Annotated in this window: 16 protein-coding genes; 10 read left to right on the top strand and 6 right to left on the bottom strand. The window is 55.5% G+C overall.

The genetic code is table 11. From position 1 onward, the window contains the following. Positions 1-184 precede the first annotated feature (184 nt). Genes ACRY08_RS03895 through dnaQ form a run of 4 tightly spaced genes read left to right on the top strand, consistent with a single transcriptional unit; the run spans position 185 to position 2937 of the window. Positions 185-784 carry a Maf family protein gene (locus ACRY08_RS03895; RefSeq protein ID WP_432448537.1) on the top strand — a complete coding sequence of 200 codons (600 nt, stop codon included), beginning with the start codon at positions 185-187 and terminating at the stop codon, positions 782-784. Next, a complete protein-coding gene (locus tag ACRY08_RS03900) occupies positions 781-1617 on the top strand; it encodes a shikimate dehydrogenase (protein WP_432448538.1) in 837 nt (278 codons plus the stop codon). The genes ACRY08_RS03895 and ACRY08_RS03900 overlap by 4 nt, the downstream gene beginning before the upstream one ends. After that, the gene (gene coaE / locus ACRY08_RS03905; RefSeq protein WP_432448539.1) at positions 1614-2213 is read left to right on the top strand and encodes a dephospho-CoA kinase; all 600 of its coding nucleotides are present in this window, start codon (positions 1614-1616) and stop codon (positions 2211-2213) included. Before ACRY08_RS03900 ends, coaE begins: the two co-directional genes overlap by 4 nt. Next, entirely contained in the window at positions 2206-2937 is a 732-nt protein-coding gene (gene dnaQ, locus ACRY08_RS03910; RefSeq protein WP_432448540.1) for a DNA polymerase III subunit epsilon, read from the top strand. The genes coaE and dnaQ overlap by 8 nt, the downstream gene beginning before the upstream one ends. A 6-nt stretch (positions 2938-2943) precedes the next feature. Here the strand turns inward: dnaQ and secB are convergent, their stop codons facing one another. Continuing rightward, on the bottom strand, positions 2944-3435 hold the full coding sequence (secB, locus tag ACRY08_RS03915; RefSeq protein WP_432448541.1) for a protein-export chaperone SecB: 492 nt from the start codon (positions 3433-3435) through the stop codon (positions 2944-2946). Positions 3436-3540: 105 nt separating this feature from the next. On the opposite strand from secB, the gene idi reads away from it, so the two are divergent. Then, complete coding sequence (gene idi, locus ACRY08_RS03920; protein ID WP_432448542.1) at positions 3541-4062, top strand: isopentenyl-diphosphate Delta-isomerase; 522 nt, start codon at positions 3541-3543, stop codon at positions 4060-4062. Here the strand turns inward: idi and ACRY08_RS03925 are convergent. Continuing rightward, positions 4042-4539, bottom strand: a complete 498-nt coding sequence (locus ACRY08_RS03925; RefSeq protein WP_432448543.1) for an FxsA family protein — start codon at positions 4537-4539, stop codon at positions 4042-4044. The genes idi and ACRY08_RS03925 overlap by 21 nt on opposite strands. A gap of 105 nt (positions 4540-4644) precedes the next feature. On the opposite strand from ACRY08_RS03925, the gene ACRY08_RS03930 reads away from it, so the two are divergent. Genes ACRY08_RS03930 through ACRY08_RS03940 form a run of 3 tightly spaced genes read left to right on the top strand, consistent with a single transcriptional unit; the run spans position 4645 to position 6941 of the window. Continuing rightward, positions 4645-5304: a Tim44/TimA family putative adaptor protein gene (locus ACRY08_RS03930; protein WP_432448544.1), complete on the top strand. Its 660-nt coding sequence runs from the start codon at positions 4645-4647 to the stop codon at positions 5302-5304. Beyond that, positions 5304-6335 carry a murein transglycosylase A gene (gene mltA / locus ACRY08_RS03935; protein WP_432448545.1) on the top strand — a complete coding sequence of 344 codons (1032 nt, stop codon included), beginning with the start codon at positions 5304-5306 and terminating at the stop codon, positions 6333-6335. The genes ACRY08_RS03930 and mltA overlap by 1 nt, the downstream gene beginning before the upstream one ends. A gap of 3 nt (positions 6336-6338) precedes the next feature. Further along, complete coding sequence (locus ACRY08_RS03940) at positions 6339-6941, top strand: Smr/MutS family protein (protein WP_432448546.1); 603 nt, start codon at positions 6339-6341, stop codon at positions 6939-6941. Positions 6942-6944: 3 nt separating this feature from the next. On the opposite strand, the gene ACRY08_RS03945 is transcribed toward ACRY08_RS03940, so the two are convergent. Continuing rightward, a complete protein-coding gene (locus ACRY08_RS03945; protein ID WP_432448547.1) occupies positions 6945-8039 on the bottom strand; it encodes an alpha/beta hydrolase in 1095 nt (364 codons plus the stop codon). A 55-nt stretch (positions 8040-8094) separates the two neighbouring features. Further along, the gene (gene hslU, locus ACRY08_RS03950; RefSeq protein ID WP_432448548.1) at positions 8095-9402 is read right to left on the bottom strand and encodes an ATP-dependent protease ATPase subunit HslU; all 1308 of its coding nucleotides are present in this window, start codon (positions 9400-9402) and stop codon (positions 8095-8097) included. A 140-nt stretch (positions 9403-9542) separates the two neighbouring features. Here hslU and ACRY08_RS03955 point away from each other — a divergent pair, with 140 nt between their 5' ends. Then, positions 9543-10298 (top strand): glycoside hydrolase family 25 protein, encoded by a 756-nt coding sequence (locus ACRY08_RS03955; RefSeq protein ID WP_432448549.1) that lies wholly within the window; start codon positions 9543-9545, stop codon positions 10296-10298. On the opposite strand, the gene hslV is transcribed toward ACRY08_RS03955, so the two are convergent. Next, the gene (hslV, locus tag ACRY08_RS03960; protein WP_432448550.1) at positions 10285-10845 is read right to left on the bottom strand and encodes an ATP-dependent protease subunit HslV; all 561 of its coding nucleotides are present in this window, start codon (positions 10843-10845) and stop codon (positions 10285-10287) included. The two genes, ACRY08_RS03955 and hslV, sit on opposite strands and share 14 nt — an antisense overlap. Positions 10846-11135: 290 nt before the next feature. On the opposite strand from hslV, the gene ACRY08_RS03965 reads away from it, so the two are divergent. Then, the gene (locus ACRY08_RS03965) at positions 11136-11864 is read left to right on the top strand and encodes a hypothetical protein (RefSeq protein ID WP_432448551.1); all 729 of its coding nucleotides are present in this window, start codon (positions 11136-11138) and stop codon (positions 11862-11864) included. Positions 11865-11877: 13 nt separating this feature from the next. Here the strand turns inward: ACRY08_RS03965 and hemH are convergent, their stop codons facing one another. Then, positions 11878-12912, bottom strand: a complete 1035-nt coding sequence (hemH, locus tag ACRY08_RS03970) for a ferrochelatase (protein ID WP_432448552.1) — start codon at positions 12910-12912, stop codon at positions 11878-11880. Positions 12913-12952: the final 40 nt, after the last annotated feature.

Here is a 12952-nt window from a genome sequence, read left to right on the forward strand (position 1 = left end):
ATTCTGTGGATGAAAAAGCAGAAACCTTGAAAATCCACAGGATGTAAAAATTGCTTACCTACAGTGGAAGAAAAGCGGAAACTGGAATAGAAACCACGTGACTTATCCATCTACATGATGGGGGACTGGTTTATCCCGAGATTCCAACACCGAAACAAACAGAAGTTTTCCACAAGGTTATCACATGGCTGCGTCTTTGATCCTTGCTTCAACCTCTAAGATCCGGGCAACACTTCTTCGCAATGCTGGGCTGGATATTGAAATCGTACCAGCGCGTATCGACGAAGAAATGATCCGAGCCTCTCTTGAAGCGGAAAATATGCATCCGCGCGACATTGCGGACGCTCTGGCGGAAGGAAAAGCCCGCAAAATTGCAGAAAAACACCCCGACCGGACCGTTCTTGGCTGTGATCAGGTGGCGGAGTTGGGTGGCGCCATTTTGTCCAAGCCTGCCAGCCCCGAAGAAGCGCGGGCGCAACTCTCTGCAATGTCCGGTCAAACACATCGCTTGCTCTCGGCGGCAGTTGTGTATCGAGAGGCCAAACCCGTCTGGAGACATGTAGGATTGGTGCGCCTGAAAATGCGTGATCTCGGTGCGTCTTACATACAGGACTATGTGCAGCGGAACTGGGATAGTATTCAACACTCTGTTGGTGCGTATAAACTGGAAGAAGAGGGCGTGCGGCTTTTCTCAAGGATTGACGGCGACTATTTCAATGTGTTGGGCTTGCCACTGTCCGAACTTCTATCCCATCTGATCTCGCAAGGAGATATCGAGATATGAGCGCCAAGCGCATTCCTCTGGCCGGCGTGATCGGCGATCCCATTGCACATTCGCTGTCGCCACGGCTTCATGGTCATTGGCTATCGTCTATGGGACTGCCCGGACATTATATTCCGATGCATGTGGTCGCTGAGGATTTGGAGCAAGTGCTGCGAACGCTTCAGAAAGTGGGCTTTGCAGGTGTGAATATCACCATTCCCCACAAAGAAGCCGTGCTTGAAATTGCAGATAAGATCACGGATCGGGCGGCGCTTATGGGAGCCGCAAATACATTGATCTTTGGGAAAGATGGTTCGATTTACGCTGATAATACAGATGGCTATGGATTTACGCAGAATGTGCGTCAGGGAGCTCCGAATTGGAACCCATCTGCAGGGCCGGCCGCTGTGTTTGGCGCTGGTGGTGCATCGCGCGCTGTGGTCGCTTCGTTGTTGGAGCTGGGCGTGCCCATATTGCGTCTTTCCAACCGCAGCCGTCCCCGCGCGGATGCGTTGCGTCAGGAGTTTGGTACCCGCATCGAGGTCTTCGACTGGATTCATGCCGGCAACATGCTGGATGGTGCTGAAACTGTGGTGAACACGACCTCGTTGGGCATGACTGGCAAACCGGAGTTCCGTGTACCCTTGGATGGGTTCAAGCCGGGCGCCGTGGTGACGGATCTTGTATACACGCCGCTCCGCACGCACTTCCTTCAAGCTGCCGAGGCCGCTGGTTGCATCACAGTGGATGGATTGGGCATGCTGTTGCATCAAGCCGTGCCCGGCTTTGAGCGCTGGTTTGGCGTGCGCCCAGAAGTGACCGAAGACCTGCGAACTGCGGTGATGGGCACATGAACGGGCCCTTTGTTATTGGTCTTACTGGTTCGATCGGCATGGGGAAATCCACCACCGCGAAACTCTTCGCCGAGGCAGGTGTGCCAATTTGGGATGCTGATGCGGCTGTTCATCGTATCTATTCGCCCGGAGGTGCAGCTGTTCAGCCGCTGCGCGCAATCTGCCCGGAGGCGATAGTCGATGGCGGTGTGGATCGGGACCGACTGAAGGAATGGTTGGGGCGCGATGACACGGCTTTAAGCCAGCTAGAGGCCATAGTGCATCCCCTTGTCGCAGAAGATCGCGCGACGTTTCTGGCTGAAACGGATGCGCCTGTTGTTCTTCTGGACATGCCCCTGTTGTTCGAAATCGGCGCGCACGATCATGTTGATCTTGTGGTGGTGGTATCCACCGACGCCAAAACCCAACGTGACCGCGTTTTGGCCCGCGGCACCATGACTGAAGCGCAGCTTGAAGCGATCCTTGCAAAGCAGGTTCCAGATGCTGAAAAACGAGCGCGGGCAGATGTGATTATCCCAACGGACAGCTTGGAAGGGGCTTCATTGGCTGTTTCTGAGGTGATTGCCCATGTGGAAGAAAGGCGCCGCAATGCGTGAAATCGTCTTGGATACGGAAACCACCGGATTTGATCCGCAATCCGGTGATCGCATTGTCGAGATCGGGTGCCTAGAGCTGCTCAACCATATGCCCACCGGGCGCACATATCATCAATATATTAACCCGGAACGCGGCATGCCGGACGAGGCGTTCGGCGTGCATGGTATCGGCCCTGATCTTCTGGACAACCCCCGCCCCGCTGAACCCGGAGAGGTTTTGCTGAAGGACAAACCGGTGTTCAAAGAGGTCGGACAAGCGTTTCTGGACTTCATCGGGGATGCGCAACTGGTCATCCACAACGCGAGCTTTGATATGAAGTTCCTGAACGCCGAGCTGAAGTGGATGGGCCTGCCGGAAATCCCATGGGCGCGCGCGTTGGATACCTTGGCCATGGCGCGCAAAAAGTTTCCGGGCGCTCCGGCTTCGTTGGATGCGCTATGTCGGCGCTATGCGATTGACAACTCATCACGCACCCTACACGGCGCGCTTTTGGACAGTGAAATTCTGGCCGAAGTTTATCTGGAACTAATTGGCGGCAGACAGCCGGATCTGGTTCTGGCGGGGGATACGACAGCGCAGTCCAGTAATGATGCTGTCGAAAACTGGAGGCCGCGCCCACGACCGAATGCACTGCCATCGCGCTTGAGCGAAAAAGAAACCGCCGCCCATGATGCTTTTGTGGAAAAGCTGGGCGACGGCGCGATTTGGAAAAAATTCAGCTAATTCGGTTCAGCTGACGGGCGCTTGTGCGGCCTCTGCGGCTGCGCGGCGCTCGATTTCCTGACGATACAGAGCCAGGAAGTCGACCGTATCCAGATTCAGCGGCGGGAAGCCACCATCGCGGGTGATGTCGGAAACGATCCGACGCACGAACGGGAAAGTCATGCGCGGGCATTCGATCATCAGGAAGGGATGGATCTGTTCTTCCGGCACGTTTTCGATGTGAAAAATGCCTGCATATTCCAGCTCCAGCAGGAACAATTGTTCACCGCCAGTTTTGTTGCGCGATCCGACGGTGTATTTTGTAACCACCTCGTACTGGTGGTCCACATTGCGCTTCTTTGCGTCCAGCGCAACCTCGACGCTGATATCAGGCTGAACTTCGCCCTGAACGCCGGCTTGTGCCAGGATGTTTTCAAAAGACATGTCGCGGATATACTGACCCAGCACCTGCATTTTCGGCGGGACGGGGGCTTGTTGTTGGTTTGTTTCCTCGGCCATGGGACCTCTCCTTCGGGAAAAACTGTCGGGATGTCCTTAGCAGGTTGGGCCAGCACCCTCAACCAAGGGGTTTCGCGAGCGCGAATTTGACGCTATGGGAGCCGGATGGAGACGATGATCCCCGCCTGGATTGATGGCAAACTTACCCCGGTTGAAAAGCTAAAAGCCCATGTGAAGGGCTTTAGGCATAAGGCCGTGTCCGTTTTTCTGATCCATGACGGCAAGGTGTTGATACAACAGCGCGCAGCCGGAAAATATCACACGCCAAACCTTTGGGCGAATACCTGTTGCACGCATCCGCATTGGGGCGAAGACCCTGCCGATTGTGCGGTGCGCCGGCTGGAAGATGAGCTGGGCATCACTGGCGTGGCCCCGATTTGGGCTGAGTTGTTGGAGTATCGGGCGGATGTTGGCGATGGCTTGGTCGAGCATGAAGTCGTCGACCTTTTCGTTGCGCATTGCGATGAACTTCCCGCTCTTTCGCTGAACCCGGATGAGGTTCAGGCGACGCGCTGGATCAGCCAAGAGGATCTGAATAACGAGATTTCAGAAGCACCAGAAAAATTTACGCCATGGCTGCGCATCTACATGGAAAACCACGCGAAATCAGTGTTTGGTCCAACCTGAAGGGCCTTTAATCTCTCCATGCGTTGGTTTCTTGCTTGCGGTGACATCGGTGAAGTCGCCGTCAATAATGTCCTCATCTGTCGGCCGCTGGTGTCGAGCGCCGCCCTCGGGACCCATGGTGAAGCTCTGAACTTTCACACGCGCCCGTGCCCAGTGAAACACAGCACGGCGAACGGCCGGGATCAAAAGCGCGAAGCCGACAAAATCAGTGAAAAACCCGGGGGTTAAAAGCAGCGCCCCGGAAAACAGGATCATTGCCCCATGTGCCAGCGGTTCGGTCGGATCATTAAGTTGCCCGAAGCTTTCACGCAGCTGCGACATGGCCAGCGCCCCTTGGGCGCGCATAAGTTGCGTGCCCACAACGGCCGTCAATACGACGATCAGAAGAGTGGGCCAAAGGCCAATTGCACCGCCGATTTGTATGAACAGAGCGATCTCGATCAGCGGAACTGCGATGAACAGCGCAAAAAGCCACATATTGTGCGATCTCCTTTTCGTGACACCGGTGGACTTGGCCCGGCTCTGCACCTACATATGTCACCGGTTGACGCGTTTCCATATGGCGCTTGAAAAGAGGTACACATGAGCTCTTCACTGATCCAGTTGCTCGTTCTGGCTGGCATAGCCTTGTTTTTGATCCTGCGCCTGCGCGACGTGCTGGGTACGCGTGAAGGGTTTGAAAAGCCTACCGTGGCCCGACAAGACGATCGGCGTCTGTCACGTGAGAACCTTGAGGTGATCGAAGGTGGTCCCGACAGCGACATCACTGACCACGCAGAAGAAGGCAGCGATGCGGCCAAGGCACTGGCTGCGATGAAAAGCGCAGAGCCTGGTTTTAATGTGGGTGAGTTCTTGGGCGGTGCCCGCGGCGCCTATGAAATGATCCTGATGGGGTTCGAAGCTGGCGATATGGCCAAGATCAAACCATTCCTGTCGGATGAGGTTTATGAGAGCTTTGCGGCCGTTGTCGAAGATCGTGATGCCAAAGGGCTGAGCGTCGAGGCGAATTTCGTCGGTTTGCGCGAGCTAAAGCTTGAAGATGCCGAGTTTGACAAAACCACCCGCGAGGGTGAGGTGACCGTGCGTTTCATCGGTGAACTGACATCTGTCGTGCGCGACAAAGGCGGGGATATCATTGAGGGCAACCCCAATGAGGTGAAGCGTCAGAAAGACATCTGGACCTTTGCGCGCATCATGGGGTCTGAAAACCCCAATTGGCAGCTTGTCGCAACAGGTGGCTGATGCTGGCCCGGCTGGCACTTGCGCTGGTCTTTCTGGCCGCGCCAGCCCAAGCAGCGCCCGAGGCCGCTGAGGTCACTCTTCTGTCTTTTGAGGACCTGAAGGGCTGGGATGATGATGATCATCAAGCTGGCCTTCAGGTGTTTTTGGATACGTGCCGTGATCTGGATGATGCGCAATGGCGATCCATTTGTGCGTTGGCGCAGAGCCAAGGGGACGGGAAGGCCTTTTTCGAGTTGTTTTTTCGACCCCTGCTGATTGAAAACGGTGAGCCCCCTCTTTTCACAGCTTATTATGAGCCGGAAATAGCCGGGTCATTGGTTGAAACAGATCACTATCGGCACCCGGTCTACGCCTACCCATCGGATGCTCCGAAAGGCACATCGTGGCTGACCAGGCGTGAGATTGAAGAGGGTGGTGCCCTGAAGGGGCGCGGGCTGGAAATAGCTTGGGTCGCTGATCCGGTTGAACTTCAATTCCTGCAGATTCAAGGCTCAGGGCGTATACGCTTGCGCAACGGGCAGACGGTGCGCCTTGGATACGGGGGCAACAACGGTCACCGGTTTAAGTCTTTGGGAAAAGAGCTGGTGCGCCGCGGCGTTTACGAGCCACATCAGGTGTCCCAGACCGTTATTCGCAACTGGGTTAGTCGCAATCCCGTTGAGGGGCACGATCTTCTGATGTCCAACCCCTCATACGTATTCTTTCGAAAGATTGGCACGGTGTCTCGCCAGAAGGGGCCGCTTGGGGCCATGAACCGTTCGATAACGGCACATCGAAGCCTGGCGGTGGACCCAAAATATACCCCCCTTGGTGCACCGGTCTGGTTGGAAAAAGCGGGTGCGGAACCCTTTAGTCGCCTGATGGTCGCACAGGACACCGGGTCGCGGGTAAAGGGCGCACAACGGGCAGATATTTTCTGGGGAACAGGTGATGCGGCTGGAAAAGCAGCGGGTCGCATTCGCGATGGCGGGCGCATGATTGTGTTGTTGCCGATCCAGCGCGCCTATGCGCTTTTGCCCGAGGGTCTTTGACCGATGGCGCGCCGCCCCGGGAAACTAAGCGCAGATGACAAAGCGCTTTGGAAGAAGGTGACCGAAAGCACCCAGCGCCTGCGAACCACAGCTGCACGGCCTGATGCCCGCACTGAAACGTCAGAGGCACAGCCACGCAAAGCGCCGAAACTTCCAGAAGTAAAGCACCCGCGGTTTCAGATTGGCGAACGTGCAAATCAATCCCGCAAGCCACATGATCTTGCCCCCTCAATGGCGGACCGTATTGCGGGTCAGCCGATTGCAATGGACCGCAAGGCCTTCGGCAAGATGAAAAAAGGCCGCCTGTCCCCGGAAGCGCGGATTGACTTGCACGGTATGACCATTGCGCAAGCACATCCTGTATTAAACCGCTTCATACTTGATGCGGTTGCGCATGATCGCCGTCTGGTTCTGGTGATTACGGGCAAAGGCAAGCACCGCGACGATGGTGGCCCAATACCGGTGCGCCACGGGGTGTTGCGCCATCAGGTTCCGCATTGGCTAAATTCGGCGCCACTGCGTCAACACGTCCTGCAGATATCCGAGGCTCATCTGAAGCATGGAGGCCAAGGCGCCTATTATGTTTATCTGAGGCGCAAGAGGTAAGCGCTATTCCGATTTGTTCGGGACGATCAGACGCGTGGCGTTTTGCACCACCAAAACGGATCCAGGCAATAGGCCGGGGCGAGTGGTTGGATCTTGCCCATAAGCGGCATCCAGATTTGGAAGACTGTTGAGCAGTCTCAGAAATGCTGGCGAAGCCAGCGCGACATTGTGCTCAAGCGCACCGTCAGAAAAGGCCGAAACATCCACCATCGTTACATTCAAATCGGCCAGCGCCCGGACGTCTGTTGAGTTGCCAAGACGTTCGCTTTGCCCTGTAATTCCTGCAGACAGCCGTAGTGCCCGGTCGCGGCTGGAGGTGAATATATAGAATGGCTCAGGAAGCTTGCCGATCCGTTTGGCCTGCTGGCGGAACAGGTCGATATCGATGTCTGGTGAAATCAGAACGACGCCGCCGATATTCGACAGGGCGCTATGCCCGCCTGAAATTGCCATTTGGCGCAGCGTTTCCATCGCTAGCAAAGCACCCATGGAATGACCGACAACCAAAATTTCATCGACGCCAGCACGCTCTACACTTGCCAACATTTTCTCTAGCCCATCACGTGCAAAAAGCATGGAATCGCGATCATACCCATAACCCAAGGGGTGGCCGGCGCTGGGCCAGGAATAGTGGACGGGCAGGAACGGAAGCTTCAGGTCCTCGGAGAGTTGGGCAAACCGATAAAGCCCTTCGGAAAAGCGATTGTTAAATCCATGCACAAACACAATGGCGGTTCGGGCCTCTCCGCGTCGGCCCTTCAGTGCGTTACGCATAGATTGTTCGAACGCTTTTGGTGTTGCGAACTGCGCATAATCATCCAAAAGGAAGTGCTTTGATGGGTCGGGCGTTTTACGGCCGGGCCAGTTTATTTCGCCGGGAATGCGATCTTCCGGAATAGAAATATCTGCGCGCCCGTAGAGGATTTCAGTACCCCTTTCACCTGTCGGGCGTCCCTCGGCGCTTAATTCGCGCGTTGTGGCAACAAAAACTTTCTGAACAGAACCGATCTCGCCTGCCCCACGATGAAGTGTAATCTCTCCACGAGGTGCGCAGGCAGCGAGTGCGGAGACAAGTAAGATGGGAAAGAACAGACGCAATGAACACTCCTCGGCTTTCCACTGGATAGCCGAGAAGTCCCATTGTGCCTAGCCATCAGAGGACATAGCGGCTTACATCTGTTGATGTGATCAGCGCACCAAGGTTTTCTTCGACAAAGCCCGCATCCACCACAACAGTATCACCAGAGCGATCCGGGGCCGTGAAGCTCAGCTCTTCGAACACACGCTCCAAAACGGTATAGAGACGCCGTGCGCCAATGTTTTCAACGCTTTGATTTACGTCGGCGGCAATCTTGGCGAGCGCTGAAATACCGTCTTCAGTGAAGTTAACCTCGACGGCCTCGGTGCCCATCAGTGCTGTGTACTGGCGAGTTAGTGCGTTGTCAGTTTCGGTCAGGATGCGCACAAAATCTTCTTCTGTCAGCGCGCGCAGTTCGACCCGAATGGGTAGGCGGCCTTGCAGTTCCGGCAAAAGATCTGATGGCTTTGCCACATGGAATGCACCAGAAGCGATAAACAGAATATGGTCGGTTTTTACCGGACCGTGCTTGGTTGAGACGGTGGTTCCCTCAATCAAAGGCAGCAGGTCCCGCTGAACGCCTTCGCGGCTGACATCACCGCCGCGCGCCTCTGCCCTGGCACATACTTTGTCGATCTCGTCTAGAAACACGATGCCATTTTGCTCAACCGCTTCAAGCGCGGCACGCGTGACGGTTTCGTCATCCAACAGCTTGTCCGCCTCGTCCGAGATCAGCACCTCGTAGCTGTCGCGCACGGTCATTTTCTTTTTCACGGTGCGCCCACCAAGCGCTTTGCCAAACATGTCACCCAGGTTCAGCATTCCCATGCCCTGCCCGGGTTGTCCCGGCATATCGAACATCTGCATAGGGTTCGATGCATCTGCGACATCCAGTTCAACCTCGTGATCATCCAGTTCGCCTGAGCGCAGCTTTTTGCGGAACATTTCGCGGGTTGCTTCGCGCGCGTCCTCGCCAGCGATGGCCTCGATGACACGGTCCTCAGCAGCACTTTCGGCGCGTGCTTTTACGTCTTCGCGCATATGTTCGCGGGTTTGCATGATGGCCGCGTCTACCAGATCACGCACAATCTGCTCTACGTCACGACCAACATAGCCCACTTCGGTGAACTTTGTGGCTTCGACCTTGATAAACGGCGCGCGGGCCAGCTTTGCAAGGCGGCGGCTGATTTCAGTCTTGCCGACGCCTGTTGGGCCAATCATCAGGATGTTCTTCGGATAGACCTCGTCGCGTAGATCGTCTGACAACTGCTTGCGGCGCCAGCGATTGCGCAGCGCGACAGCCACGGCGCGCTTGGCGTCCTTCTGCCCAATAATGAAGCGATCCAATTCGGATACGATCTCACGCGGTGTCAGGTCGGTCATGTCTGTCTTTCTCCAGCGGCTTCCCGTCTAAGTAAGCACCCTGCCGCCGGGTGCAAGCCTTGCGTCTTGCCGATCAGGGTCAAGCTGTGGCTTCATGGGGTCATTGTTCCACAAGTTACCCTCAGCGCGAGAGGATTTCCATGCGCCTGTTTTTGACGATACTCATTTCATTGCTTCTGAGCGTGACAATCGCGCAGGCTGGCAAACCCCTGAAGCTGAACCCAAAATATGAAGACGCGGACCCATATCCGTGGGATGAAATTTACCCGTATCAATATCCGGTGCATGGGTTGGATGTGTCGCGGTGGCAGGGGGATATCAATTGGAAACAGGCGCGGCGCTCGGGCGTGTCATTTGTTTTCATCAAGGCCACCGAGGGCGTCGAGGAAAAAGACCCGATGTTCCAAAGCCATTGGCGCGGAGCAGGGCGCGCCGGTGTGCCGCGTGCGGCGTATCACTATTTCTATTTCTGCGCACCGGCAACCAAGCAGGCGCGGTGGTTTATTCGCAACGTTCCGAAGCTGCGAAATGGTTTGCCGCATGTTCTGGATATGGAATGGAATCCGCGCTCTCCAACCTGCCGACACCGCCCCACTCCGCGCAAGGTTCGCGCCGAGGCGAAGAGGTTTCTAGACATTCTCGAGGCCCATTATGGTCGGCGCCCGATTGTCTATACGACGGTGGATTTTTGGCAGGATACCGGGATTGGAAAGCTGAAAGATACCTATTTTTGGTTGCGGTCGGTGGCGGCCCATCCCAAGGACCGCTATCCCGGTGCCAACTGGCTGTTCTGGCAGTATACCGGGACCGGACTTGTGCCGGGCGTAAAAGGAAAGGTGGACATCAACGTGTTCCGATCAACACCAGAGAACTGGCTGAAGTTTAGCCGCCAGTGATTTCTTCTACGGTCAGATTTCCGTTGGTGTAGACGCAGATATCTGCAGCGATGGCCATTGCTTTGCGCGCGATGGTTTCGGCATCACCGTCAGCCTCCATCAGGCCACGGGCCGCGGCCAGAGCGAAATTTCCCCCCGATCCGATGGCGGCAACATCATGTTCTGGCTCAAGCACATCCCCGGCGCCGGTGATCACAAACAGATCATTGCCGTCCGTGACGATCAGCATCGCTTCGAGCTTTTGCAGATATTTGTCCGTGCGCCAGTCTTTGGCAAGCTCGACCGATGCGCGCGCCAGTTGGCCGGGCGTGGCTTCCAGCTTGGTTTCCAGCCTTTCCAACAGGGTGAATGCATCCGCAGTTGATCCGGCAAAACCCGCGACCACATCGAAGCCGCCGGGGGATAGGCGTCGGACTTTCCGCGCGCTTCCTTTAATCACGGTCTGACCAAGGCTGACTTGCCCGTCTCCTGCAATTACAACCTTGCCGCCTTTGCGCACCCCGATGATCGTGGTGCCGTGCCATCCGGGGAAATCCGTCTCTGCCATGTTGCCTCCGTTGGGTTTCTTTCTATATGGACCCGTGGCCCGGATCGCACAAGCTTAGGCGGGTTGTTCTTGCTACAAGGGGCAGATAGCGTGCGCTCATGCCTGTTGCCCGAATTCTTCGTATTTATCTTGAAGTGGACATGCTTGAACACGCGCGATCCGGCGGGTTCGGCATTCTTTCCAGGTTGAAAAACGCTTTAGAATCGCGCGGTTTTCGTGTCGAGTTCCGCAGGAATAGTGACGAAGAAAGACTGAAATCTGCACAAAGGCAGGGCTATTCCCTGTTTCATATGCAGGACCCATTTCACGACCGCGCACTGAACCTGCGGCGCAGTTATTTCTATCCCTACTGGCGGATCGAGAGCACGGCTGAGCGATGGAATTTCGAGGTGGCGCAGAAAGCGTTCTATGCGCCGGTAATTGATGCAGCTGCGACAAAGGACTGGGCGGATGGCTGGCGCAAGTGGCTTTTGAAAACATCGCTTGATGCGGTTTCGCGGGACGGCCCGATCTATGTGCCCCTTCAAGGCCGCCTTCTGTCACAACGCAGCTTTCAGGTCGCTAGCCCCATTCAGATGTTGCGTGACACGCTAGAACGCAACCCCCAGACACCTGTCTTGGCTGGGCTTCACCCTGGTGAGTTTTATGAGCAGGACGAAAGAGATGCTGTCGAGGCGCTGGGCTCTGAATTTCAGAACCTGACGGTTCAGACCGGCCAGATGGAGGATGTCCTAAAGGCCTGCCGTTATGTCGTGACCCAAAACTCTTCGGCCGCGCTTATGGGGTATTTCCTGCACAAGCCTGCCGTACTTTATGGAAAGGTCGACTTTCATCATATTGCGGCGAATGTGGCTGACTTGGGGGTGGATGGCGCGTTTGATGCCGTGGCTGATCAATGTCCGGAATTCGATAAATACCTGTTTTGGTTTACCGAGATGAATGCAATCAAAGCAGATGCAGATGACGCCGAAGAGCGGCTTCTGAACTTGCTCGCAAGACGCGGCTGGGATGTGGATTAGGCGGGGTTAGAGCCTATTCTATCCACCCGCCCAGGTTTTTCTCAGCGATGCCAACCAGAGCTTGGATATGTGCGTCATCATCGTTCAGGCAAGGAATATAGCTGAAGCTCTCACCGCCTGCCTCAATGAAGGCTTCTTGGATTTCTTCTTGGATTTCTTCCAGCGTTTCGATGCAATCGGCCGAGAATGCGGGTGCGATAACGGCAATGTTTTTCTTGCCAGCTTTTGCAAGGCGCGCGACCTCTTCAACCGTGTAGGGCTTCAGCCATTCTTCCGGACCAAAAACCGATTGGAATGTCGTGGTTATTTCGGCTTCGTCCCAACCTAGCCGCTCTTTCAGCAGTCGCGTGCTTTTCTGGCATTGGCAGTGATAGGGATCCCCTTCCAGCAGATATCGCTTGGGCATGCCGTGATAAGAAACAACCAGTAGATCGGGCCGTTTTTCCATCGCTTCATAGCCGCGCTCGACGGATTGCGCCAGCGCATCCACATAGGCGGGATCGTCGAAATAGGGCTCGATGGTACGTGACGCGGGTTGCCATTTCTCGCTCATCAGCGCGCGGAAAAACTGGTCATTCGCCGTGCCCATCGTGGCGCCGGCGTAGTGGGGATAAAGCGGGAAAAAGAGGATGCGATCACAGCCAGCGGCAACCATTTCAGCGACTTTGGATTTTGTCGATGGATTGCCGTAGCGCATGCAAAAATCAACCATGACACCATCGCCATATTTGGCTTCAAAACAGTCTCTAAGCTTGGCAACTTGCGCTTTTGTGATGGTCATCAGGGGGCTTTCGCCCTGCTCTTCATTCCAGATCGATTTATATGCTTCACCTGAGGACTTTGGGCGCTTTGTCAGGATGATGGCTTGCAGGATGGGCTGCCATTTCCAGGCGGGATAGTCGATCACCCGCTTATCCGACAGGAACTCATTCAGATAGCGGCGCATGGACCAATAATCATAGCCATCAGGTGTACCAAGATTGGCAAACAAAACACCCACTTTTCGGGCGGGCAGTTTCGGGTGATCCGAGGGCATCTTCATGATCATGGCAGCATCCTTCGTCGCGTTTCGTTCTAGATAGGCGCTT

The organism is Aliiroseovarius marinus (assembly GCF_050881025.1).
In the GTDB taxonomy this organism is placed as follows: Bacteria; Pseudomonadota; Alphaproteobacteria; order Rhodobacterales; family Rhodobacteraceae; genus Aliiroseovarius; species Aliiroseovarius marinus_A.